General features: G+C 43.6%; 19 protein-coding genes. 12 read left to right on the forward strand and 7 right to left on the reverse strand.

The genetic code is table 11. The features are described from left to right. The first annotated feature begins 111 nt into the window (after nt 1-111). From IYN84_RS08540 to IYN84_RS08585, 10 genes are all read left to right on the forward strand, one after another. A complete protein-coding gene (locus IYN84_RS08540; RefSeq protein ID WP_196138789.1) occupies nt 112-1,455 on the forward strand; it encodes a Na(+)-translocating NADH-quinone reductase subunit A in 1,344 nt (447 codons plus the stop codon). Then, nucleotides 1,455-2,684, forward strand: coding sequence for an NADH:ubiquinone reductase (Na(+)-transporting) subunit B (locus tag IYN84_RS08545; protein ID WP_196138790.1), 1,230 nt, complete (start codon nt 1,455-1,457; stop codon nt 2,682-2,684). The genes IYN84_RS08540 and IYN84_RS08545 overlap by 1 nt, the downstream gene beginning before the upstream one ends. Continuing rightward, nucleotides 2,674-3,435: a Na(+)-translocating NADH-quinone reductase subunit C gene (locus IYN84_RS08550; RefSeq protein ID WP_196138791.1), complete on the forward strand. Its 762-nt coding sequence runs from the start codon at nt 2,674-2,676 to the stop codon at nt 3,433-3,435. Before IYN84_RS08545 ends, IYN84_RS08550 begins: the two co-directional genes overlap by 11 nt. Before the next feature lie 26 nt (nt 3,436-3,461). Continuing rightward, entirely contained in the window at nt 3,462-4,085 is a 624-nt protein-coding gene (locus tag IYN84_RS08555; protein WP_196139178.1) for an NADH:ubiquinone reductase (Na(+)-transporting) subunit D, read from the forward strand. Continuing rightward, complete coding sequence (gene nqrE, locus IYN84_RS08560; protein WP_196138792.1) at nt 4,085-4,693, forward strand: NADH:ubiquinone reductase (Na(+)-transporting) subunit E; 609 nt, start codon at nt 4,085-4,087, stop codon at nt 4,691-4,693. The genes IYN84_RS08555 and nqrE overlap by 1 nt, the downstream gene beginning before the upstream one ends. A gap of 18 nt (nt 4,694-4,711) precedes the next feature. Beyond that, on the forward strand, nt 4,712-5,938 hold the full coding sequence (nqrF, locus tag IYN84_RS08565) for an NADH:ubiquinone reductase (Na(+)-transporting) subunit F (RefSeq protein WP_196138793.1): 1,227 nt from the start codon (nt 4,712-4,714) through the stop codon (nt 5,936-5,938). Nucleotides 5,939-6,040: 102 nt separating this feature from the next. Beyond that, complete coding sequence (locus tag IYN84_RS08570) at nt 6,041-7,039, forward strand: FAD:protein FMN transferase (RefSeq protein ID WP_196138794.1); 999 nt, start codon at nt 6,041-6,043, stop codon at nt 7,037-7,039. 20 nt (nt 7,040-7,059) lie between these two features. Further along, nucleotides 7,060-8,016, forward strand: coding sequence for a carbon-nitrogen hydrolase family protein (locus tag IYN84_RS08575; RefSeq protein ID WP_196138795.1), 957 nt, complete (start codon nt 7,060-7,062; stop codon nt 8,014-8,016). 32 nt (nt 8,017-8,048) lie between these two features. Beyond that, the gene (gene nqrM / locus IYN84_RS08580; protein ID WP_196138796.1) at nt 8,049-8,318 is read left to right on the forward strand and encodes a (Na+)-NQR maturation NqrM; all 270 of its coding nucleotides are present in this window, start codon (nt 8,049-8,051) and stop codon (nt 8,316-8,318) included. Nucleotides 8,319-8,418: 100 nt separating this feature from the next. Then, nucleotides 8,419-8,757, forward strand: coding sequence for a PQQ-binding-like beta-propeller repeat protein (locus IYN84_RS08585; RefSeq protein ID WP_196138797.1), 339 nt, complete (start codon nt 8,419-8,421; stop codon nt 8,755-8,757). Nucleotides 8,758-8,850: 93 nt separating this feature from the next. Here the strand turns inward: IYN84_RS08585 and IYN84_RS08590 are convergent, their stop codons facing one another. The 3 genes from IYN84_RS08590 to IYN84_RS08600 all read right to left on the reverse strand — a co-directional run bounded on the left by IYN84_RS08590 (nt 8,851) and on the right by IYN84_RS08600 (nt 12,979). Continuing rightward, a complete protein-coding gene (locus tag IYN84_RS08590; RefSeq protein WP_196138798.1) occupies nt 8,851-9,681 on the reverse strand; it encodes a MerR family transcriptional regulator in 831 nt (276 codons plus the stop codon). A 626-nt stretch (nt 9,682-10,307) separates the two neighbouring features. After that, nucleotides 10,308-12,512, reverse strand: coding sequence for a xanthine dehydrogenase family protein molybdopterin-binding subunit (locus tag IYN84_RS08595; protein WP_196138799.1), 2,205 nt, complete (start codon nt 12,510-12,512; stop codon nt 10,308-10,310). Between the two features lie 2 nt (nt 12,513-12,514). Further along, nucleotides 12,515-12,979, reverse strand: a complete 465-nt coding sequence (locus IYN84_RS08600) for a (2Fe-2S)-binding protein (RefSeq protein ID WP_196138800.1) — start codon at nt 12,977-12,979, stop codon at nt 12,515-12,517. Nucleotides 12,980-13,392: 413 nt separating this feature from the next. On the opposite strand from IYN84_RS08600, the gene dbpA reads away from it, so the two are divergent. Then, nucleotides 13,393-14,775, forward strand: a complete 1,383-nt coding sequence (dbpA, locus tag IYN84_RS08605; protein WP_371734834.1) for an ATP-dependent RNA helicase DbpA — start codon at nt 13,393-13,395, stop codon at nt 14,773-14,775. Between the two features lie 182 nt (nt 14,776-14,957). On the opposite strand, the gene IYN84_RS08610 is transcribed toward dbpA, so the two are convergent. The 4 genes from IYN84_RS08610 to IYN84_RS08625 form a co-directional block, all read right to left on the reverse strand. After that, nucleotides 14,958-15,980, reverse strand: a complete 1,023-nt coding sequence (locus IYN84_RS08610; protein WP_196138801.1) for an alpha/beta hydrolase — start codon at nt 15,978-15,980, stop codon at nt 14,958-14,960. An 840-nt stretch (nt 15,981-16,820) separates the two neighbouring features. Next, the gene (locus IYN84_RS08615; protein WP_210330357.1) at nt 16,821-17,837 is read right to left on the reverse strand and encodes a hypothetical protein; all 1,017 of its coding nucleotides are present in this window, start codon (nt 17,835-17,837) and stop codon (nt 16,821-16,823) included. Nucleotides 17,838-17,917: 80 nt separating this feature from the next. Next, nucleotides 17,918-18,295 (reverse strand): hypothetical protein, encoded by a 378-nt coding sequence (locus IYN84_RS08620; RefSeq protein ID WP_196138803.1) that lies wholly within the window; start codon nt 18,293-18,295, stop codon nt 17,918-17,920. A 796-nt stretch (nt 18,296-19,091) separates the two neighbouring features. Continuing rightward, entirely contained in the window at nt 19,092-24,182 is a 5,091-nt protein-coding gene (locus IYN84_RS08625; protein ID WP_196138804.1) for an Ig-like domain-containing protein, read from the reverse strand. Between the two features lie 1,028 nt (nt 24,183-25,210). Between IYN84_RS08625 and IYN84_RS08630 the strand changes: the two genes are divergently transcribed. After that, nucleotides 25,211-26,302, forward strand: coding sequence for a hypothetical protein (locus tag IYN84_RS08630; RefSeq protein WP_196138805.1), 1,092 nt, complete (start codon nt 25,211-25,213; stop codon nt 26,300-26,302). Nucleotide 26,303: the final 1 nt, after the last annotated feature.

A 26,303-nucleotide genomic window follows, 5' to 3' on the forward strand; every position in this document is an offset into this window, starting at 1 on the left:
TATCTGGTAGCGCTACCCCCTTAGATTCTAGTGGGCCTGTATTGCGCAGGAATGATCGTTATCGACTATAGTTAGACGTTTCACATTTAACTTTTTACCACTGAAAATTCTATGATCAAAATACGCAAAGGTCTGGACTTGCCTATAAATGGTAGTCCCAAACAAGAAATTCTTGACGGACCCGCAGTATCTGAAGTGGCCATCCTCGGTGAAGACTATCTGGGAATGAAGCCGTCGATGAAGGTTCGCGTTGGCGACAAGGTCAAATGCGGCGACGAAATCTTCGTCGATAAGAAAACTGCCGGCGTCACCTACACTGCCCCTGCAAGCGGCACTATCAAGGCAATAAACCGGGGGGCAAAACGAAAGTTACTCTCTGTAGTTGTTGAAATTGAAGGCGATGAATACAAAGAGTTCTCCAAGTATGATGCAGCCCAGCTAAATCAGCTCAAGCGTGAACAAGTTGTCGAAAACCTGGTTGAGTCAGGCTTATGGACAGCACTACGTGTTCGACCAATGAGCAAGATTCCTGAGCTGGATGCAGCACCTGCCGCAATCTTTGTTTCGGTAATGGACACTAATCCTCTGGCAGCCGACCCTATGGTAGTAGTTGCTCAGGAGATCGAAGCCTTTAATCACGGCCTGACAGTACTGAAACACCTGACCGAAGGCGAACTCTTTGTTTGTCACAATGGTGAAAACAACCACGATCTGGCACAAAATCCGGTTGCGTCTTACCACGCTTTTTCCGGTGTTCATCCGGCAGGTAATGTAGGCACTCACATTCACTTCCTTAAGCCGGTCAATGACCAACGCAGCGTTTGGCACATTGGATACCAGGATGTAATTGCAGTCGGCAAGCTTTTCACTAGCGGCCGACTATTCACCGATAGAGTGATTTCCCTGGCTGGACCTCTGGTGAAGGAGCCTCGCCTAATTAAGACTCGTATCGGCGCAAATACTGACCAGCTGATTGCCGGTAACATTAATGATGATGACGAGCGCGTGATTTCCGGTTCTGTATTTAACGGACATATTGCCGTTCATCACCGAGCGTATCTTGGTCGTTACCACAATCAAATCTCTGTTTTAAAAGAGGGTCGAGAGAAGGAATTCTTTGGCTGGATCCATCTGGGCTCCGACAAATTCTCTGCGACTAAAGCTTTTAGCTCTCATTTAAGCCCTAATAAGAAATTCGACATGACCACGTCTACTGGCGGCAGTGAAAGAGCGATCATGCCCATTGGCACCTATGAACAAGTTATGCCATGGGACATTCTGCCGACTCAATTGATCCGAGCGCTAGTTGTTGGCGATACAGATACGGCACAACAGTTAGGCTGCTTAGAATTTGACGAAGAAGATATGGCTCTTTGTACTTTTGTTTGTCCAGGCAAATACGAATACGGCCCAATCTTGCGTGATGTTTTAACCACTATCGAGAAGGAAGGCTAATGAAAGGTTTAAGAGAATACATTGACCACCTCGAGCCCCATTTCGAAAAAGGTGGTAAGTACGAAAAATGGTACGCGCTTTACGAAGCGGTAACGACCATTTTATACACCCCTGGTCATGTTACCAAGAACGCCTCACACGTTCGTGACAATATTGACCTCAAACGTATCATGATTTTTGTCTGGTTCTGTACTTTCCCGGCCATGTTCTGGGGAATGTATAACGTTGGATACCAGACTGTTGATGCTATGGCTTTGACTAACACTACAGCTCTAGAAGGCTGGCGCGGTTGGATGATGAGTTTATTTGGCGCAGAATATTCAAAAGATGTTCTCAGTTCAATGTTCATCGGAGCCCTTTACTTCCTGCCTATTTATGCGACGGCTTTTATCGTCGGTGGCTTCTGGGAAGTTCTGTTCGCTTCAGTTCGCGGTCATGAAGTTAATGAAGGTTTCTTTGTAACTTCGATTTTATTTGCATTGATACTTCCGCCGGATATTCCGTTGTGGCAAGCAGCTCTGGGAATTTCTTTTGGTGTCGTTATAGCCAAAGAAGTCTTTGGTGGGACCGGTAAAAACTTCCTCAACCCCGCACTTGCAGGACGAGCATTCCTGTTCTTCGCTTATCCTGCCGATATGACCGGCGATGTGTGGAATGTAGTAGACGGCTTCTCAGGCGCAACCCCGCTTGCGGCAGCTGCAACTGGCGCGTATGACACAGCATTTAGCATGTCATTTTTTGAAGCAGTGCAAAGTGAAGCATGGAAAAACGCATTCTTCGGATTTCTGCCTGGCTCTATCGGAGAAGTCTCCACTCTTATGATTTTAATTGGCGGTCTGGCGTTGATTTATTTCCGTATTGCTTCCTGGCGCATCGTCACTGGCGTCATGCTTGGAATGATTGCCACTTCGTTACTGTTCAACACTGTTGGCAGCGACACTAATCATATGTTTGCCATGCCATGGCATTGGCATCTGGTTACTGGCGGTTTTGCATTCGGCATGATGTTTATGGCAACAGATCCGGTTTCAGCTTCTCTTACCAACAAAGGTAAGTTCTATTTCGGAGCGTTAGTCGGAGCCATGTGTGTCATGATACGTGTTGCCAATCCGGCATACCCTGAAGGCATGATGTTAGCCATTCTATTTGCTAACTTGTTTGCTCCACTGATTGACCACTTTATTGTTCAGGCGAACATTAAGCGGAGGGCTAAACGCTATGTCAGCTAATAATGATTCATTTTTCAAAACTATTTTTGTCGCCGTTGCCCTTTGTCTGGTTTGCTCGGTACTGGTTTCTTATACCGCGGTATCACTAAAAGACCAACAAAAAGCCAACGCGTCTCTCGACAAAAAGAAAAACATTTTAATCGCAGCCAATATGCTCGATGAAACAACTGACGTTGCCAAGACTTTTGAAAACTTCGAAAGAAAGTTTGTGGACCTGGAAACAGGAAAGTTTGTCGAAGTTGGGAATGCTGAGACTTTTGACCAGCGCCAAATGGCAAAAGATCCGGCGACTAGTGTCATCATTGAAGAAGACACTGCCCGTATCAAACGTCGTTCAAAAGTTGCTTCAATATATCTGGTTAAAGATGCTGGTAAGGTTAAAACCATCATTCTCCCGATTCACGGTAGCGGCTTATTCTCAACGCTATACGGTTTTGTTGCCCTCGAGTCTGACAAACAGACCGTTGTTGGCCTGAAATTCTACGAGCATGGTGAAACACCTGGTCTTGGAGGAGAGGTTGATAATGCTAAATGGCTGGCAACATGGCCTGGTAAGAAGTTGCTTGATAGCAACGCCAAACTAGCACTCGAGCTAGTGAAAGGCGGCGCAACCAAAGACACTGAAGTTGATGCCCTTTCCGGAGCAACAATGACTACAAATGGTATCAACAATATGTTGAAGTACTGGCTGGGTGATGATGGCTTTGGTCCATTCTTATCTCGCTTTGATGTTGATAAGGGAGAAGCATAATGACTACTGCGACTGCAACTTTTGACATGAAAGAAATCAAAAGCGTCATTACCAAACCAATCTCTGATAATAACCCGATTGCCTTACAGGTTCTTGGAGTTTGTTCAGCGCTGGCGGTTACCAGTAAGCTGGAAACTGCGTTGGTTATGAGTCTCGCTTTGACATTAGTTACTGCATTTTCAAACCTGTTGATCAGTTTGATTCGTGCACAAATTCCTTCAAGTATCCGTATCATTGCTCAAATGACTGTAATTGCCTCACTGGTAATTATTGTTGACCAGATTTTAAAAGCTTACGCTTTTGAAACCGCAAAGCAGTTATCGGTATTTGTCGGTCTGATTATTACCAACTGTATCGTTATGGGTCGAGCAGAAGCTTACGCGATGAAGAACAGCCCAATTCCAAGTTTCTTCGACGGTATCGGTAATGGCCTTGGCTACTCAGCGATATTAATCGTCGTCGGAACTGTTCGTGAACTATTTGGTTCAGGCAGTATTCTCGGCTACACCATTTTGCACCCAATCAAAGACGGTGGCTGGTATCAGACTAATGGTTTGTTGCTACTCCCGCCAAGCGCATTTTTCGTGATTGGTTTGATTATCTGGGCACTTCGTACCTGGAAGCCAGAGCAAGTTGAGGAGTCTAACTAATGGAACATTATATTAGTTTATTTATTCGCTCTGTCTTTGTAGACAATATGGCATTGTCCGCATTCCTTGGAATGTGTACTTTCCTGGCGGTTTCAAAGAAGGTTCAAACCGCAATTGGCCTGGGCGTAGCGGTTGTTGTCGTACAAATGATAACCGTACCGGTGAACAACCTTCTATATACTTATTTGCTACAGGAAGGCGCACTTAGCTGGGCCGGCTTACCGGAAGTTGATTTAAGCTTCCTCGGTTTGATCGTTTACATTGGCGTTATCGCTGCGATTGTTCAGATTCTGGAAATGTTCCTGGACAAGTTTGTACCTGCACTTTATCAAGCGCTGGGTATTTTCTTGCCACTCATCACGGTTAACTGTGCAATCCTGGGTGGCAGCCTGTTCATGATTCAACGTGAATACGACTTTGCTGAATCTGTTGTCTATGGCGTGGGGAGCGGTTTCGGCTGGGCCCTGGCTATCGTGGCGCTTGCCGGTATTCGCGAAAAAATGAAATACAGTGATGTGCCACATGGTCTGCGCGGTCTGGGCATTACTTTTATCACGGTTGGCCTGATGGCTTTAGCTTTCATGTCATTCTCCGGCGTCCAGCTTTAACAGAAGGAAATTAAGACTATGCAAGAAATAATTGTTGGCGTTTCCATGTTTACACTGGTGATTTTGGCACTGGTGTTAATCATACTGGCGGCTAAAAAGAGCCTGGTAAGCAGTGGCGACGTAAGAATCAGTATTAATGGTGATGACGACAAATCCGTCACCACCGAAGCTGGCGGCAAGCTACTCGGCGCACTGGCAAACAAAGGGATCTTCGTTCCTTCTGCTTGCGGCGGCGGCGGTACCTGCGGTCAGTGTATATGTAAAGTAAAATCTGGCGGGGGTTCTTTACTGCCGACAGAAGAAAGCCATATCAACAAGCGTGAAGCGCGTGAAGGTTATCGTTTATCTTGTCAGGTAAACGTTAAGCAGGATATGGATATCGAACTGCCTGAAGAAGTCTTCGGCGTTCAAAAATGGGAATGTGAAGTTGTCTCCAATGACAACAAAGCAACTTTCATTAAAGAACTTAAGTTGAAACTACCTGAAGGCGAAAGTGTTCCTTTCCGTGCAGGTGGTTACATTCAAATTGAATGTCCTCCTTACAAATTGAAGTACAGCGAGTTTGATATCGATCCTGAATATCATCCAGACTGGGATCACTTTAAATTGTGGGATGTAGTTTCTGAAGTGAATGAGCCTGTGATGCGAGCCTACTCTATGGCGAACTACCCGGAAGAGAAAGGTATCATCATGCTGAACGTGCGGATTGCTTCGCCACCACCTCGTAACATGAGCCTGCCGGCCGGTAAGATGTCTTCTTACATCTTTAACCTTAAGCCAGGCGACAAGGTAACTATTTCTGGTCCTTACGGTGAATTCTTCGCTAAAGAAACCAAGAATGAAATGGTCTTTATCGGTGGTGGTGCAGGTATGGCGCCGATGCGCTCTCATATCTTTGACCAGTTCAAACGCCTGAATACTGACCGTAAAGTATCTTTCTGGTACGGAGCACGTAGTAAGCGAGAAATGTTCTACGTTGAAGATTTTGACGGCATCGCAGCTGAAAACGAAAACTTCGAGTGGCACGTCGCACTTTCCGACCCAATGCCTGAAGACAACTGGGAAGGTTACACTGGATTTATTCACAATGTTCTTTATGAAAACTATTTAAAAGATCATGAAGCACCTGAAGATTGTGAGTACTACATGTGTGGACCACCAATGATGAACGCAGCGGTAATCAAAATGCTTGAAGACCTCGGCGTAGAAAGAGACAACATTTTCCTTGATGACTTTGGTGGTTAATCAGGAATTTGAAGAAAAGGGACAGTTAATCTGTCCCTTTTTTGTTTGTACTCATTTAATTGATTAAAATAGCGATAAGAACTTTTATTACGGCGAATATTTATGACATCAAGAATTCTAACCGTCCTTACTTTTATCTTTTTTCTTTCTGCCTGCGAACAAGCGCCAGAGTATATCCACTTGCAAGGCTATACCATGGGGACGACTTACAACGTTAAAGCCGAAGACCGTGGTGATGCAGAAGCATTGCAAAAGCGAATTGATGAACGACTCAAAGAAATTAATCAATTGATGTCAACCTATATAGATGACTCAGAATTGAGTCTGTTTAATCACAATCAATCACTCGATTGCCTCCCTCTCTCGAAAGATACACTGACAGTCATTCAAGCGGCAGTCGACATTTCCGAGTCAACACAGGGAAAGTTTGATGTCACTTTAGCGCCTCTTATTGAACTGTGGGGCTTTGATAAAAAAGAGACCAACAATGCGATCCCGAGCCAGCAAGAAATAACCGCTTTATTGGCAAAGATCGGCTTTTCAAAAATAGCGATTGAAAATGGCTGCATTAAAAAAGGTGACGAGCAACTTTCCATCAATCTGTCAGCAATAGCCAAAGGTTATGGCGTTGACGAGATCGCACGTATCGTCGCGGAGAGTGGACATAAGAACTTTCTGGTAGAAATTGGTGGTGAAATTGTCGTAAAAGGCGTTAATCCGAAAGGCAAAGCCTGGACGGTGGCCATTGAGTCGGCATCGACCGCAGACCGCTCCATTCAAAGACTGTTGTCGTTAAAAGATATCAGCGTGGCAACTTCCGGAGACTATCGTAATTATTTTGAAAAAGACGGTAAGCGTTACTCGCATACCATCGATCCGACGACCGGTTATCCAATTGAGCACAACCTTGCTTCAGTTACTGTACTACATAAACAAAATATGATGGCCGACGCGATAGCCACTGCGATGATGGTCATGGGTCCAAAGGCTTCTTTAGAATATGCCGAAAAGCATCAACTGCCTGTGTTTATACTGGTAAAGAATGGTGAACAGTTTGAGGAAAAATATTCCTCAGCATTTGAGCCCTACCTGAAAGACTAGCGTGCAAGGAGATTTTGACGATGAGCCAAACTTCACTGACAGTAGCGCTGGCGCAAATTGCTCCGGTGTGGTTTAAACGGGCAGAAACTCTGGTCAAGGTTTGTCAAAGCATTGAGAAAGCAAGTAACCAGGGTGCCGGATTAGTCGTCTTTGGTGAAGCGCTTGTACCCGGTTACCCTTTTTGGCTGGAGCTGACCGGCGGTGCCGCTTTTAACGATGCGCGTCAAAAAGCCATTCAGGCAGAATATATCAAGCAAGCGGTAAATATCGAGCGAGGCGATCTGCAGTGCGTTTGCGACTGTGCAAAAGCAGGTAACATTGCCGTTTATCTGGGTGTAATTGAGCGAGCTTCTGATCGCGGTGGACACAGTCTGTATTGCTCACTGATTTATATCGACCAAAGCGGCGAAATCCAGTCAGTACACCGCAAGCTGATGCCTACTTATGAAGAAAGACTCAGCTGGTCTATCGGCGACGGTCATGGCCTGGTAACCCACTCACTGGAACCTTTTACTCTTGGCGGTTTGAACTGTTGGGAAAACTGGATGCCGCTTGCCCGTGCTTCGCTATACGGTCAGGGTGAAAACCTGCATGTTGCCGTTTGGCCGGGAAGTGAGCGAAATACCGCCGATATTACTCCGGTTATCGCCAAAGAGGGTCGCTCCTTTGTCCTTTCTGTCAGCGCGATTATGCGCCCACAGGACGCTAAGCATGCAGATATAGACATCCCTGAAATTCTGCAATCAGATAAGGGCTGGCTTGCCAACGGTGGCTCCTGTATCGCCGCCCCCGACGGCAGCTGGGTATTACCGCCGCAAACCGAAAGTGAAGATATCTTTATCGCCGAGCTGAGTTTTGACAAGGTTTTACAAGAAAGGCAAAACTTTGATCCAGCGGGTCACTACTCCCGCCCCGATGTGACACAATTAATCGTTAACCGATCGCGTCAATCTACGGTAAAATTAGTAGATAAATAGTTATTTTTTGCAGTTAATTTATAGAGCCCGTTATGGAAGTTTTTCTTATTACATTCACCCTTATGCTAATCGTCGTTCTCATTATGGCGGTCGGCTATATCTTTCAACGTAAAAAAATCAAAGGCAGCTGCGGCGGCATTTCGGATCTGGGCCTGGAAAAAGTCTGCGACTGCGAAGAACCCTGCGATAAACGTAAAGAGCTGATGAAACGGCTGGAAGAAGAAAGAAAAGCTGAAATGGAGAAAAACGGTACCCTGATCGATGTGAAGTCTATTCATGAAGACCAGTCCGAAAAAAGCTAGGTTGGAATTCTACCGACCTATTCAATTTTGGACCCTGTCTAACTTGGAATAAAGCTGCAACTAAGCCGTTAAAGGGTAAGATATCAAAGAGGTAAAGCTAATGGATAAGATTTATATTGGAATGAGTGGTCATGTAGTCTGCTTGCAACAGGCAGATGGTGTTGAGTTATGGCGAACCAAGCTAAAATCCAGTCAACTGACCAATATTGTGCTTGAAGATGACAAGCTATATGCAACTGCTGGTGGTCACCTGTTTTGCTTAAATCCTGATAACGGCGAAAAGCTTTGGGAAAATAAATTGCCCGGGCTTGGGTATGGCGCCTGTATTATAGCGACACCAAATCAGGCTGCATCAGTGACAGCTGGCGTGCAGGCTCAGCAAGCAGCAGCCGCTGCTGGTGCGGTTGTGGCAACAACCTCTTCAACGACAGCAAATTAGAATAAATTACAGTAAAGCCCTTCGCTTCTCTTTCCAAGTAAGCGGTGGGCGTTTTCTTCTCCTTAAACATCAGTTGTAATTACTACTCAGGTTTCAATGTTTCGGTTTGTCATCTAAACCAAGCTTTCTTAATTCGGCCAGATTATCTTTCAGCGTATTCTCTGCAAAAAATAACATTGCCTTATTTAAATGCTCTGCTAAACCTTGTCCATAGTGTTCGTGCAACTCATACGTAACTTTGTCATCTAAAATCTGAGAAGCGAACATTGTATAACCATGGTAGCCAATACCTTCGAATCCTTCATGAGTAGTATATAAAGCTCTATTAGCAATCTTGTAATGCTGAAGCACGCATTCCTGTACTTCCTCTGATTCAATTGGTAAATCTAATAATTTGGAATATTCATTGCACCAACGCTGGCTCTCCTCACTTAAATATTCAGCCTCAGTTTCACTTAATTTTTCTGAATTTTGAAGCATTGTTTCCGACACCGTCTTTTGGCCCTGATCTTGTCGAATTTGATCCCAGCGCTCTATTTTTTCCTTAGGAATATCGTCGAACATGATCTCTCGATTTAATTTTCCTCGAAAATTACTCATAGTTTCCTCGATGCTGTTGATCATTAATTGTGCTTTATCAATTCTCTCACGCAGCATTAATTTCTGATCATCAAAGGCTTTGAGTAAATCGTAATCATCACACGCTAATATTTCCCGTATCGTCTCAATACTAAAATCAAGTTCTCTATATAGGAGGATCTGTTGCAATATCATAACGTGTCGGTTGTGATACTCCCGAAATCCATTATCTTTACGACGAACAGTCTTAAGCAACCCTATCTGGTCATAATAATGTAATGTTCGGATACTAACTCCAGCGAACTTACTTAGCTCACTTACGGTATAAACTCTATCATCGCTCAAAGCGTTTACCTTTCTGTTAATGCTGCATATCAAAAGAAGCCCGAGTATCAACTATGACGTAACGTGAGGGGCAAGTACTTTTTTAACAATTATGGTTACTGACTTGGGAAGGTAGCGTCTCGTTAAAAAGTGCTGAAGTAGTACTAATTTTGTTTTCGGCGTCTTTTTCAGCGCCTGTTATGTTACATATTTAGTTCTTCGATATCAGATTTCTTGTTTAAAATCTAACATCGTTTTTGGAGGAACGAATTAATTAACTCTGACACCAATTTTGGATAAGCCACCATTTCAGCAGTTTATCGATGATATTTAATTGAATCAATGGTTTGAGTAGCCTCGATTAGCGTTTCGCGTAATCGAGGTTTTTGGTGGGGTTATTGATCCATCAAAAAGAATGAAAACATTATTGAATTGAGTGATTCATTCAGCAATTAGCGAACGTTGAAACATTGAGAGGAACCTCGATTGTTAATCGAGGCTACCTTGCTAAAACGAAACTTAATCTGCACGTTATTAATTAACTCAAAATGTTACTAGCGGTAAAAAATTTGGCAAGCGCTATTATGTTTGTAGTGAGCAAGAAACCTGCAAACAGGTTTCTTGCTGTAGTGATAACACATTAATAACTAAGCTAAATCTATTTTGTTACCTATAGGTAATACCGTAATCGGCTTTTTGCTGAAATGACGTAAAGCATTGGCGACCGCAGGTCCCGCCGGAGGTGTGCCCGGCTCTCCGACGCCGGTTGGCGCTTCGGCTGATTTTACAATATGCACTTCAATCTCCGGCATATTTTCCATACGCATGGGGAAGTAATCAAAAAAGTTAGACTGCTCCACTTTTCCGTCGGCAATTGTAATCTGCTCTCCCAATACCGCGCCTAATCCAAAACCAATTCCGCCCTCCATTTGCGCTTTAATCACATCGGGCGTAACAGCGATACCGCAATCCACGGCGCAAACAATTTTATCCACTTTAAAACTGCCGTTTTTATTCACCGTTACTTCAGCTACCTGTGCCACAAAAGAGTTAAACGATTCATGCACCGCTACACCCCGGGATTTATTGGCTGGCAGTTTTTTACCCCAGCCGGCTTTTTCCGCCGCCAGTTTTAATACACCGGCGTGGCGAGGATGATCTTTTAACAGTTTCAGTCGAAATTCAACCGGGTCCTGTTCTAAAGATCTTGCAACTTCGTCGAAGAACACTTCGGTGGCAAAAGCATTATGAGTATGACCGACCGAACGCCACCATAAAATGGGAATACCGACCTTCGCTTCGTGCGCATCCACTTTCAAGTTTTCAATATGATAGGGCAGCGTGTGTCCGCCTTCGGTAATGGTGGGATCCACCGGCCCCTGAATCATCCCTTCGAAGGGTGTTCCACGAAGAAGAGATTGCGACACTACCCGTTGATGCCAGGCGGACAAATTGCCTTTTTTATCGATAGCGGCTTTAAATGTGTGATAAGCCATTGGCCGATAACGTCCGCCGCGCATGTCGTCTTCACGAGCCCATTGCATGGCAATTGGAACATTCAGTCCCGATGCTTTGGCGATCAAAGCGGCATCCAGCACAAAATCCGAATCCGGCACCGCTCTGCGACCAAAGCTGCCACCGGCAAACTGGGTATTCACTTTGATGTTGCTCAAAGGTAAACCGGTAATCTGTGCCAGGGTGCCCTGATCCAGCGTTTGTATTTGCGATCCTGTCCATATTTCGCAATGATCACCTTTGATTTGGACCGTACAATTTAATGGCTCCATGGTGGCATGCGCCAGGTAAGGAAATTCAAATGCCAGCTCAATCGTTTTGTCCGCATTGTTAAAAGCGGCGTTCACATCACCATCGTTACGAACAACACCACCTTCTTTTTTGGCTAAATCTTTATATTCTCGCCACAGATCCGACGAGCTCCTTTTTTCCACCAGAGATTCGTCCCAATCGACTTTCAGGACATTGCGCGCTTGCAGTGCTGTCCAGTAGGAGTCGGCAATCACTCCAACGCCGCGCGGCGTTTCTACCACTTGCCTGACGCCTTTTATTTTCATCGCCGCTGTTTTATCAACGCTTTTTATTGTTGCACCAAATCTGGGTGGATGAAGGATCACCGCGCGCAGCATTCCGGGCAGTTTTACATCGATGGTGTACTGCGCTTTGCCGCGTGACTTTTCTTTACTGTCGATACGGGGAATGTGAGGTGTACCAATAAGCGTAAATTGAGCCGGATTTTTTAATACCGGATTCTGCGGAGGTATTTCCTGTGCCGCCAGGTTGGCGAGCTCACCAAAAGAAAACGATTTACCGGAAGTATGTTTCACCCGGCCTTGAGAAACTGAAATGTCAGCAGCCGACACCTTCCATTTTTTCGCTGCCGCCTGAATCAACAACTGCCTGGCAGCGGCACCGGCCTGACGCAGTTGCATCCAGGAATTGGCAATCGAAGAAGAACCGCCGGTCCCTTGCACCGGTCCCCAGAATAAATTGTTGTATTTGGTCGCATCGGCAGGCGCGAACTCCCAATGCATCTGCTCCCAGCTGGCATCCAGTTCTTCGGCGACAATTGCCGTTAACCCGGTGGTAACCCCCTGCCCTTTATCCAGATGTTTAATAACGACAGTCACTTTATTGTCGGGGGTGATTTTTATAAAGTGACCATAACCGGCCTGTTCGACGGCTTTTTCCGGGGCATCTTCAGCGGCCTTGCCACTCACACTTAAGGGCAAGCTGATCCCGCCAATGGCAAACCCGGCACCGGCAAGAGAAGATACCCTGATAAATTGACGACGGCTCACCTTCAATGGTTGTGGTATAAAACGAAACAGGTTCATGACTAAGCCTCCTTAGCCAGTTGAGATGCAGCGTTATGAATAGCCGCGCGAATGCGATGGTAGGTCGCACATCGACATAAATTTCCGTTCATCGCAGAGTCTATATCAGCGTCCGAAGGCGACGGATTATTTTTCAGTAAGGCGACTGCCGACATGATTTGTCCCGACTGACAATAACCGCATTGCACCACATCCAGCGTTTCCCAGGCCGATTGAACGGCATTGGCGACTTTGGAGCTGATTCCTTCGATAGTGGTCACGGTAGCACCGTTTACCGCCGACATGGGGGTCGAACAAGCGCGCACAGGATTGCCATTGAGATGCATGGTACAGGCTCCGCACATGGCCACCCCACAACCAAACTTACTCCCCGTTAAACCTTCGTCTTCACGGACAAACCAGAGTAGCGTCTTATTCGCATCACCTTTATAGGTGACGGTTTTGCCGTTGAGTGTAAATTTAGTCATTGAGATTTCCTTATGCGAGGAGGATGGTGTTTAGAGTATAGAAGTGTGCCGGGATTTTTCCAGCTGAGGCAGAGGTAAGGAGAAAAGGAGAAAGGAGAAAGGAGAAAGGAGAAAATAGCGTACGCGTTTATCTCGATACTCGTTGCTCGTTGCTCGTTGCTCGTTGCTCGTTGCTCGATACTCAACGCTTATACCTATCGACTTATACCTGTCGACTTATACGTATCTACTTTTACGTATCTACTTTTACGTATCTACTTTTACATGCCCTATTGCTATCTTTATCAGGCAAACCGCGTATAATCGCTCACAATTTAATCACCCTCGTCCGGATTTGCCTCCAGGACCGATGTTTGACTTATCGGCTCGTTCAACCAGCCTGAACTTTTTTCAGTTATTTAGGATTATTATTAGTGACCCCAGCTTTATTCTCGACCCTGCCGCTGTCAAAAGCGATGCTCGCCAATTTAAAGACTCTCGATTACAGCGCAATGACGCCGATCCAGCAGCATAGTTTGCCGGAGATACTCAAAGGGAAAGACCTGATTGCCCAGGCCAAGACCGGTAGCGGTAAGACCGCTGCGTTTGGCATTGGCCTGTTGCACCAGCTTGATGTCACCGAGTTCACCACCCAGGCGCTGATAATTTGCCCCACCCGGGAACTCTCGGACCAGGTGTGTAACGAGTTACGTCGTCTGGCTCGCGCCATCCCCAACACCAAGATCACTCCGCTCTGCGGTGGTAAACCCATGGGTGGACAACTGGCTTCCTTAGATTGTCCGCCGCATATCGTTGTGGGCACACCGGGACGATTGTTAAAGCACCTGGCCAAAGGCAGTTTACGCCTTAATCAGTTAAAGACTCTGGTGCTCGATGAAGCCGACCGCATGCTCGATATGGGTTTTATCGACGATATCAAAACCATTATTGAACGCGTGCCCAGGCAGCGGCAAACGCTGCTGTTTTCGGCCACCTACCCCGATGAAATTAAGCGTATCAGCGCCTCGGTACAAAAGCAGCCGATTGATGTGCGGGTGGAAAGTCGCCATGAAGACAGCGATATTGAACAGGTCTTTTTCGAAGTTGAGCCCGAGGCGCGTATCGACGCTTTGTTTAAGCTCCTGGGTCAGGCACAGCCCGAATCCTGCATTATTTTCTGCAACCGCAAACAGCTGTGTAACGAGGTGGCGCGGGAACTCAACGCCCGCGGCATCGCCGCCAAGGCGCTGCACGGAGACCTCGACCAGAAAGATCGGGACCGGGTCTTTTCCCAGTTCAGTAATCAAAGTTGTAATATCCTGATCGCCACCGATGTCGCCGCGCGCGGACTGGATATCAAAGACTTGCCCATGGTGATTAATTTTGAGTTGTCGCATGATGCCGAAGTACACGTTCATCGAATTGGCCGCACCGGTCGCGCCGGCGCCAAGGGCCACGCCTACAGTTTGTTTCAAGCTTCCGAAATGCCCAAGGTGATCGCGATTGAAAACGAATGCCAGCAAAGTCTGTCGTTTAAGCAGGCGAGTGATATCAAAACGAATAAGGACTACAAGGTAAAACCCGATAAAGTCACGCTGGAGATCAACGGTGGACGTAAAGACAAACTTCGCGCCGGTGATATTTTAGGCGCGCTGACAGCGTCGAAACAGATCGCCGGCAGTGATATCGGTAAGATCGATCGTTTTGAACGCTTAAGCTACGTTGCAGTTAATTCAAGCAAGGCCGCGCTGGCGCTCGAGCTGTTGAATAACGATAAAATAAAAGGCAGGATGTTTAAGGCTCGGCGGGTGAAATGATTGTTTGATTGGTAATTCGGCTCATAACAGGATAAATGCCCCAGGCTGGGGCAACGGTTAAGCGGGGCAACGGTTAAGCGGGTCAACTGTTAAGCGGGTAAACTTTTAAGCGGGTCGAAATTAAGAGCAAAGCGACGGGAGCCTGATTAAAATTGTCCCGTCGACCTGGCTTGCTACACGAATTATTTGTTTAACACTTCCAGTTTATCTTTTGAAACTTGAGACTCCGGATAATAATAAATCGCGGCTTTTAAAGATTCTACAGCGGCTTTTGTATCATTCAACCGCTTCCTGGCAAATCCACTAAAGCTCACTAAATAGCGTTCCCTTGGTCGAATCTTGTACTTTAGCCTTTTGGAGAGTGCGTTATAGTGACTTACGTAATCATCAACGCTATATTTTTGCATTTCAGTATCATGGATGTACCAATCGCTATAAATCCAGGCTAACGAGTCATAAGTTCCTTTGAACGCGGCAAGTAGGTGATCCGTATTATCCATATAGTTAACTGACCACAGCAAGTTACTGGGCGCGTGCTCAACAAATACTTTTTTAAGCTCTTTATATTCAGACTGTATTTGCTGATGCTCCATATCACCCAATGAAATATACACGCTACCATTCAATTTTGGATTCTCTTTGAAAAAATCTGTTAATAAAACTGGAAGTTGTGGTGCATGTTGAACGGATGGACTCAAAATCACATAAGTAGAAAACATATCGGGATATTGCATAAACAGATTGGTCACAAACAGTCCTGATAATGAATGGCCAATAATAAACCTGCCTCCGTTAGTTCTGTAATTTTTTTCAATATAAGGAAGCGCTTCTTCTCTGATAAATTTCGAATACTTCTGTGCCTGGGGGTTTAGTTCTGCACTCCCTTTTTTCTTAAATGGATAGTTGTCTTTACTATAATTTCCGCTATGAGGAAGTCCGACAACTATCATGTCCTCGATACCAAACCTTGATGCCTGAATTTCAACTATGTTACTGGCCCACTTAAAATTGTCTTCGTCATTAAGCGTGATCAATACAGGGAATGATTTTTTGGTATCTTTAGAGTACTCACTGGGGAGCCTTACCAAAACCTTTCTTGACTCCCCTAATGATTCTGAATTGATTGTAGTTTGTATTTCTTCTCCAAAAGCCCAGCTAACAGAGGTTATATTGATTAATATTAAAAAGGTTAAAATACTTCTCATTGTTGATTACTATTCCTTATTTTTATAACGTCAGATTGAGACGCGCACTACTCGCGTCGACTACATTGTATGGTGATGTCATCTATTAATAGACATTAGAAATTGAATTTCTCACCGAGACATAGAGCCATTATAGAAAGCTCACTTTAAGACAGTATCCTACATCAACTACCTGTAATTTCCCATAAGCCATTGAGAAATTTAGAATTGTAAGGCGGGCTTATCTGTGTGGTGATAACCCGGTTTCTGGTGGGAACTGCGAACATCCTAGAGGTTAGGATAGTTCGGCCTGCATCAAATCCGATGTCTTATGAAATTTAGATTTGTATACAATAGGCTTGGGCTCTTTCTTCTGATCAGCTATGTAGGTCCGATTCCGTTCAATAACCAGTTCAAAATCCTTAAAAGCACGGATACTTTATAAAATAGACACGACCCCTTACTAACCGGTTCAAACTCCTTAAAGGCACTTATACTTTATAAAATAGACATGACCCCTTTTTCTCTTTCAGTTATTTCGCTGTACAACTATTCTAATTTAGAAGAACTCAAATGTATTGTAAATTAGTTGTAAATGTTCATGGGCCACTTAGTATTAAACTTATTAGTATCTTCAACAAATCACGATTCTAAGAAAATGTCTCAAGTTCTTTTAAGCTTGGTGAATTTCCGCGTTAAGATAGTTCCTAATAAAAAACTACCTAATTTTACCCAATATTTTGGTCTCAACTCGGCCATAAGGCGACATGACGCCGACATAAGCGGTGAGTAACAGTTGGCTAAAATGTGTAGCGAAGCGGAACCGAGCCAACTGTTACGAAATCCGACTTAATGACCTTGTTAAGTTTCTTGGAAGTCCCGAGCTAGCATAGTGGAAGCTATAGATGGTTCAATTGCATCTTTACCTGAAAACTTCTTAGCTGCTTCATAGCCTTCTTTTCGATATTGGGCGAGCATTTCGCTATACGAATAAATTTTACTTGTATCTATCCTAAGCCTCAAAGCAGTTCCCTTATATTTGCACTCTAGATCATTTTTTGACGTGCGATCTAAAAATATACTTTTATCGTTACTTGCGATAAAAAAATCTCCACCATTGCGACAAATTCGACTGGTCATATAAAGGCCGAACCCAGAATTTTGCCACTCATCATGCTTTCGTTTTTTAACCCCCTTATACATTTTTCCTGATACTCCGGGCAGCATAGCTAGGTATAAAGCATCTCTCTCATGACTTATATTTAGGAATGGGTTGGTAGATAGCCCATGCATAATTCCATTGCCTGTATCCAAAATAGCAAGTTCAACTAAATTTTTAGTCGGCCAATACTGAGCACAATATTCAATGATTTCAGATTCCGAATGTTCAACAACGTTCCTAAGTATTTCTCTAATAGAGAACGTAAGAGTGTCGATCAAATCACCACTATTTTGACGGGTTAATATTTTTGCAATTTTCTCCGACTTCGCTTCAATTATGTTGCCTACATGGTCGTATGAGTCTGCAGCTTCTTGCTGTAAATCTGCGACATTTAATATTGTAAGGGGTAGATAAGTACTACTACCCGGAGCCTCTCCCGGCTCATTCCCAAACTTAAGCCCGAATGCTCTGAAGAACCCCATATGTGCAGCATATGATTTATTTTGATGATTTAAGGCCGTAAACTTACTTTTAGGTTTGGATTTCCTAAATCTTTTTAATTCATTAGCCACATAGGCCATTGTAAAGGGCTCAACTCGGCCAAGATTAGCAAAATCAAACGCATATTCATCAGAGTACTCTAAATCCCATAATCGATTACAGAAATTCAATGCATTTCTGAGGGATAAATTTTGAGGAATTTTTACTTGAAGCATACCCATCCTTGTATAAGAAACTTAACGCTCAATTCAAAAATTCAGGTTGTAGTTTAACCTGAATATTTTGCAATTTCTTGTTAACTGTTGTTTGAATTCTGAGTATACCAATCAGACCAAACTCCCTTACTTTCTCGTTTCGAAGACCACCAGTGCTTTTTGGGTAGCGTCTTCCAAACTTCATTAAATGAACAATGTGCTAAAGGATCTTTTGTTGCGTCAGGACGATTATCAATTAGGCCAGTAAGCGCTCTAACGATTCCGCCTTGAACTCGATCAATTGCTAAATCTGCATCATCCTCAGCCAAACCATAATCTGATACGCACATTCTGATCATTGATTCGTATGATTCTGATTTACGAAGTGAGTCCATCAAAGCAAATGTAAGTTGTTCTTCGGTCTTTCCTTCGATAATTTCGACAGACATGTCATCTGTCCAGCCTTCCGGTAGTGTCATATTTATACAGTTAACATTGAAATAAACGGACCATAGGGTCCGATTATGAAATTTATTCATTTATTTGATAATGCCATATATCTTATTAATTTCAATGACTTAATTAAGCATTTAATCTTTTCTTGACAAGAAAACTACGGCCCAAATTTCCACATAATACGGAGAACAATTTTCGGATATGTTTTTTCTTCATCAAAAACAAAGAGTTAGAGGAAGTTGAAAATCATCTACCGAAAAGTGCGGACCGAATTGAGAAAGTATTGTAGTTTTTTGGTGGATGAAATGAGACTAGAGTGAATGTCGGCTTTAAGATAAATGCCGACTTTATTATTCTGTTTCAGTTGTTTGAAAATCTTCATCAAAAAGTTCTAAATCGCATCTCGCGGAATAAATAGATCTACAAAGATCGGCTAAGTTAAGCGCAAGCTATCCTCACATTATACTAGTATCGTTATTCCCCTTAAAACCAGCGACATTCTCAAAACAAGATAAAAGAATTCAGATAATTTGGAGGAATAAAATAACAAGGTTACGAAAACATGTAAAGAAATAGAACGGAGAGTAAAGAGAACAGAGTTTAAAGCTTAGCTAAGAGAGCTCAGAAATAAACTACCACACAGGCTGACTTAAATTAATTTCCCCAATAAAATCTCTCTTTATAAATAAAAAGAAAGACCAAAATGTGTAGGTCCGATTCTGTTAAAAGATCATTTTAAAAGCAAGTACGAGCTAATTACTCAACTCATACTTGCTTATTTATCGAACTAACCTAATCAAAGGTTTAACACGTTACTCGTTAATGACTCAATGTCAGATTATCCTCATGCATACACAAATAACTGCTATAGGTGTAGTACCCATTATCTTCATCGTTATACCAAGTGAGATAACCATTTGGATCAAAAGCAAAGCTTCCAAGCCAGCTATTAGCGGTATAGTCTCCGTTTGGCTCATCGACATCTGAAGCATCCGACATCCACCAGTTAGCACCAGCCGTTGATACCCAGCCATTCTCAATTTCTGAAGCATTATTCGGTGAATAGGTATTCATCGGTAAATTCTCAGCAGCGACAGCACGGTTGTTTTGTGTACTGTTAACCGTATTATAAACACCAAGTGGTCCCATCTTATTTGCCTGTCCGATACTTCGCACATAACTTTTTCCGAGCTCGTAGTCCTGCTTGCTGCGTGGTGCAAAAATCTGCAAGCCCACGGCTTTGCACGAATCATTATCGGTCATATAGGTGGATGGAATTCCATTGGCGAAGTGAAGGAAAGTCCAGCCGCCTTCTCCAGTCGTCATATCACAATAAACTTCAATTGAGTTGCCATCTCCATCAGGGTCGATAAAATAGTTTCCATTCGAATTCGCGCCGCTTGCCTTCAAAGTTTTACACGAACTGTTATCAGCAGCCGGGGAAATTTCCTGGTTTGCAGCGGACTGTGCAAAATCTTCTATGCCAGTTAACGCCACATCAATAATACAAGCTTGCAGAAGATCCGGATCAACTACTCCCGCAGTCCGACAAACACTTTCGGCCCAATCTCTCTGCTCAGGATCCAAATCATCCAGTGTAACTTGAGTCGCAGGGAAAATTGTTCCTTCAGCAGGAGCATAACTGAAAGGCCCCATACCTTCTTTATAATCGAACAGAGACTCATTCGAAGACTGGATTATCCACCCGTTGTTGCCATAGGCAAAACAGTCCTGACTGCTACAATCATAGAGTTGTTCAAATGACAGTGGTGGCTCAATTTGATCGCCATTTCTTAATTTGAAATCATCATTTGCTAGATTATTCCAGTTCCCCAAAACCCCGGTTAACAACTCGGCATCTGCTTCATAAGGCGTTACACCAATATCCATATTACTTAGTTGCTGAGGCGCACGCCGGTATATTTTTACCAGTACCGATGCAGCTGTCGGATCTTCGGCGTCTTGATCTTTTTCCCAGACAACCAGGTATTGATTGTCATTTAATCGACTAATTTTTCCGGGTCCACTGCCGTTTGCCAAAACAAACTCCTCACCAACCTCAAGCAAAACCGGAATTCCGTCGACCATTAGCTCGGCGCCACCATTCGGGATTTCTTCTGGCGTATATAAGCCCACTCTCTGACCGTGGACATTCATCGCTACTGCTGAGTTAACGGTAACGTTTCGATTTTCCCAGGGAACCTGACGCACTTGTACTTGAAAGTCTGTCGGTCCGTCACCGGCTTTTGATAGCACAAACTCTCCTGCCGCCTGAAAATCAAATTTGGTATTTGAGAAATTGACCAAATGGGGATCGCCGTCAGAGTCACCAGGAGGTACGCAGTTAATCGTAAATGGAACAACGGAATCAAATCCTCCTGCCGTCACCGTAATCGTATGCGTTGTTTTCCCCGGTTGCCAACAGCGTTTTCCTGCCTCAAAAACGGCATGTTCACCAGGTTGAAGTGTTAGTGTATGACTTCCTGAAAGGGTCAGATCCGAGGTCGTAGTAACGTCAACCGACGTCTCTGTCGTATTTTTTAGATGAAATGTTTCATCAACCCAATCAGGAAAATTAGGATTGGAGATTGAACCAACCTTGCCAGTTTTATTCGCACTGCGCGGATAAACAGAAACAATTTCACAATGCAGTGTTATCGATGCACTGGAGTGACGGTTGGCCTGGTCAATTGACTCAATACGCCCCTCCAGTGTAGTGGTTTGGTTTGGACAGGTGACGCTAACAGGAATAAGGGTCGCCAATGTACCGGGTAATTCAAACTGGTCATCTGGCACTTCAATAAAACTATAGCCGCCATTATTCAATCCAAAAGTGAGATCGCCAGTGCCGGTATTGACTACATAAACTTGAAGTTCAGTCGTTGTGTTAGGTAATGCGCTTATCACAGCAGGTGTTGCACTCAAAGCGAGTACAGGAACCGAAAGAACTTCTACTTTTACCTCGGCAGAAGCCCAAGGCTTAACATAACTCTCGAGTGCTCCAACTAGCCAGGGGTTTCGGTAAATCAGAAAGCGATAAACCCACTCGCCTTGCTCAGTCGACTCAGGAACAAAAGTCCAGGAATCACGCGACATCACCTCCTCCACTAGTTCGAAATTATCGTTTCCACTGCCAACTTTTCGTCGCCAAACTTCTATTTTGTTTAATGGAATACCTGCATTAAGTGGAAGTTCCATATTCCAGTAAGGCGTCAGTTCCCAGTTAAAGGTTGTTTGCTTCGGATATTGAGAGCCGTCCCCATCAAAATAAATCTTTGACTCTGTGGCAGTCAGGTTATACATCTCTGGAAGCTTTATACCGAGTTCAAATAAATCTTTTGGTTCTGTGATGTTGCGTATTTCAGCTTGTCCTCCTAACAAAGCGATAAACCATTTAAGAATTTTTCCGGTCTCAATATTTTTCACTGCGGTGAAAGTCACCTTTCCATATAGTTCCCCTTCAGGACCTTGATAGTAAGGATGGGTTACCGGTAAAACAGAATCAGTAAACCATTTTTTCTTGTAGCCCAGCTTTGGCTCAAACTCCGGGATAGTAATACCAACCAGTGCAGCGTCTGCCCACTCGGGTCCTAAGATCACTCTTGTAGTCAACGGGACAACAGAATGTACCCCCCAAAGAACAAATGTTTTCAATCCCGCTTTAAGTCCGATATAACGATCTATTTCCGCAGCAGTATTCGGCAGAACATCTAAAAAATTCAACCGTGGATCGAATGTAGCAGGATCATTTGATGCAAAAAAATCGAGGAAGCCAGTTTCACCATCATAGTTCATTTCGCCAGAACCACCGGCAGAAGTGGTAAACTCCGGCGTGGGAACTTCTAACGTATTAACACTTACTTCGATACCGGCTGCGGCTTTAATGTAGAAGGTCTCCACCACAGTAATAAAGACTTGTGGAATCGGCCAGCCGATAATTGCTGTCGGCTTAATAATATCAATGCTACATTCAACGGAAGTTGAGGATTGATATGGCTCATTTTTGGCTACTGCGCTTATCCCTGTGTAAAGATGTGCTGCTGCAAGCACTCCGTTTTTAACTTTAAATCGGAACTCAGCGTTTTTACCAATTTCAAAGTCCAGCCTCAAATCGCAACCGGCACTTTTTCCTTGATTAGTTGCAGTTGCCGACGACGAATTAAATTCCATATTAAAAATCGAACGGTGGGACTTTTCTTCGTAAAATTTTAGCCGGGTAGTGATTTCTTCCGGCGCAGGTGAAAGATCAAGATCCTCGTAAATCTCAGTCATTTTCGGCAGGCGACCGTAAAAAGTGTAAGCGACGCCGGGCTCGGATACTTCATAGCGGTTGAGCACCATCGACCCTTTCGGCGTGATCAATACCTTGCCAGCACCAATATCCGGATAGTCGTCGAGTACGCTATAGTAAAAGTCCATTTCGATTGATGCATCTGTCTCGGTGTCAATATACTCAACTCTTGCCTCTCCCGGAGGAAGGTAGTCGCCATCAATACGAATAGCTTCAGGATTTGTGTGCGTTCCAAGCGCAAGCGAATTTCCCGGCACATGGATCACATCCGGATTTTTAAAACTCGCCATGATAGTGGCTGAATCAATCCCATCACCATTTGCGCCCGGTTGAAGAGTTACTATTCCATACTCGTCAACAGTAACGGCTTCCGGATTAGTTGAAACCCATTCGACTTCACCTTTATAGCCATGCGTGAATGCAACTAATTGGGCAGTATCACCAATATTTTCCAAATTAATGCTAGGCGGTCTGATCTCAATATAGGTATTTTCAGGATCATAGGATGTTAATGTGGCAGTCTCTTCTATCAGTATTTCTTTATCAGGAAACTGGTCAATAAATTCAGGGCTTAGCATACGGGCTGTGATTGTCGTTCTGCCTGAATAAAGAGCGGTAGCAATAGCTGAACTTTTTTCTGAATCAGTACTTTTCGCATCAATGCTTGCTATTTCCGGATCGGCACTAAACCACTCCATTTCCCATTCAAAGTCATCACCACCAAACACATCGACTGTAAATGCTTGCGTACTGTTAAAAGTTAACAATGACTCTTTAGGACTCATATCGAGCGCAGGCAATTCGCGTGTACTGAATAGCTGGCTGTCTTCAAGCATGAGCACCTCATTAAAGTATTGGAAACTAGCAGTGATTAAGCTACTACCAGGATGCAAGCCTCTTATCTTACCTTCGCTGGAAATTTGCAGATTAGATGGGAATTGACTCAACCACGAAGATGGCCTAACGGAAACTTTATTAACAACAGGAATTTCCTTCGGATCATAAAGGTAAGCTCCTAATTGCTTAACACCACTAATAAAAATTAGATTAGTACTGGTGTCAATCTTTAATGAAGGAATGATAACTTCTACATTGGAAGATGCTGAAATAGTCTGACCAGACGGAAATTGAATTAATGCTGTAATTACAGCTTTCCCCACACTCTCGCCACTTACCGTACCATCTTGTTGAACCATTACGATATCAGGGTTACTGGAAGACCAAACAGCCGAGGGCAGTATAGGGGGAAACTCGATATCGGTATCAATTGTCACAACATCTAGAGAATTTCTTTTCTTATACCATAGCCTCAACTCCGCCGGGTTTATTTTTATGATCGGCATCGACACAGTAACAGTGTTGCTTAGTATGAAGCTTTTCCCTTGATAAGGGATGATCGTTGCTTGAATTGTCGCGACTCCAGGACTTCTACCAAGAATGTGAACAGTTGCGGGATCATCCGCCTCCACTTTTTCAAAGTCGACAATACTGGTATTACTCGATGCCCAAGTAACACGATCTCCTTTCGCAAGCCCTGAAACTTGTAGCTGTAATTGGCGTCCAACAGAAATCGTGGGATTTTCAGGTATTAGTGTCGGTGTCGGGACAGACACCAACATCTCAGCTCCGAGATTTAAATTAAAGATAAATGTAAGCAATAATAAGAGAACGGATTGATACACCGGTCTACTGTTTAAAGAAAGCCGGCATTGCCGTGTTATTTCCATGATTTTTTCCTCTTTGTAGTTAAAATTTATTAGTTCCTTAGTTTTTGGTCTATTACCTAATATTCATCAGAAGCATGCTTTTATCTCATTTTTCAATTTTTTTGTGAGCGAATTTTGCTTCACGATTTTTTTTGTGAAGCAAAACGTTAACGTGAAAAAATCACTGCACACAAAAGACTTGTGATGAGTCACACATAAATAGTGATGAATCACAATCTGGCGCTCATTGTTGCAGCGATGGTCCCAACTAAAAAAGTTGACTTAAATAATTTATTTCCGGATTTATATCGATGAAAAACTCGCTGATGAAACAGCCAATAAAACCAACTAACACCATGTCCCGAACGAAAGACTTTAAACAACAGAGAGGTAGTGAAAAAAAAGTGAGGATTTATGAGAAAGGTTGTGAAGCCCTTACATTATGCAGGAATTACCAAGTGTCCAATATAATGGTTAACAATTTAACGATGACAAATTAAAGCTGACAAGGTAGCAAAATAGCAGCAGTTATCAATTAATAAACCAGTTATATTCTAGTAATTTTATTAAGCGCTGCAGATAAAATTTCTCTACATGAGATTAAAAATCACGAGACGTTCAAGTGGATGCCTTTATTCTTCCATTGATGAACATTGAAACTCGCACTAACAAATTTGTTATCAAGAAAATTAGAAGAGCTGTAAAAAAACTAGCTGATTTTCGCAGCTTTTTTATTGCAACTGATAATTAAACTGTTTCCTATAACTCGATTGCTCTTTAGGTCCTATACAGAACCGGCGCTGATATCTCTATTTATAGATAAATAGTAAATGCCGTCCAAAAATTGCTCGTTAGTTCTCATTCTGAGGATTGTATAAGCTCACCTAATCCACTAGCCTAAGATCGAAGATCAACACTAACAACTTTCCATGGAGCGGATGATGTTAAACTCCCAACTTAATTCCCAAGGCTACGTTCCCTTTCACCCAACATTAAACGGTGCAGGTTATCAACTCTACACCAAACCCGAAGTTCTCGATTTTCTCAACAACAGTATCCAGGATGACTACACCAGCCTGAGCTTCTTTAAAAAGCTACTCTCACTCAGAAGCAATCCCAGAAACCTCGACGCTGGTCGCCATAAATCCAACCCGCATCAATATAGAATGCACGCAATTGACGGGATTTTAGTGGATTATAAAATTGAATCAGGGTGTGTTTGTATTGATAAGATTCAGTACAATCCAGATGCCAACAAGAAACACGAATTGCCGGGATTGCACTTGGTTAAAAAGAACAAAGTTGGCACGTGGGAGATTAAAAAGAGGTATGTAACTCGAGTACAAACGCCTCATATGGCTGTTAACGGCCAAAGTAATGACCGAAAGAATGCTCAGGGACTCATGGCTACTCACCTTCAAGATGCGTATAGCGAGGAGATCAACGAATTTACCTTGTTTCATAACCCCACAGTAAATGTATTGGGAGACACATTTGAATCATTGCGAGACAAAATTGGAGGTAAACTTACCAATAGTATGACCAAGCGTTTTGCTAAAGTACTCGATGATTGCCAATCACGCAGAAAGCCAGTTAAGACGGTAGCGCATAGCCAAGGTGCGATAATTTACAGCGAAGGCGTAAACTATCATAATAAGACAAAGGGAACGCCACTAGACCATCATACGGTATTTTTCCAAGCTCCAGGCGCCAATATGGCAGTGACTAAGAATATTTTAAACAAAGCTGGTGTAAAGCTGCACAAAGAAGGAGTGAAAGCCAATCCTTTCGATGCGGTGCCCCAAGTAATTGGAATGAATGCGATAACGGATATGAAGCAATTTAACTTTAAAAATTTAGCTAGGTTAGCAGTAATGCCGTTGGCGATTGTTCCCGGTTTAATTCCATTATCTTTTTCCAGCCCAGAATTGAGCCCTCATACCCGCCCATATCCTGGACTTAAGAATTATGGCAAGCAAGTTGGCGGTGCATTGAAAGACGGTGCATTGAAAATGTTGAAACGAGTGGTGTAAA

Source organism: Aliikangiella sp. G2MR2-5 (genome assembly GCF_015687155.1).
GTDB lineage: Bacteria > Pseudomonadota > Gammaproteobacteria > Enterobacterales > Kangiellaceae > Aliikangiella.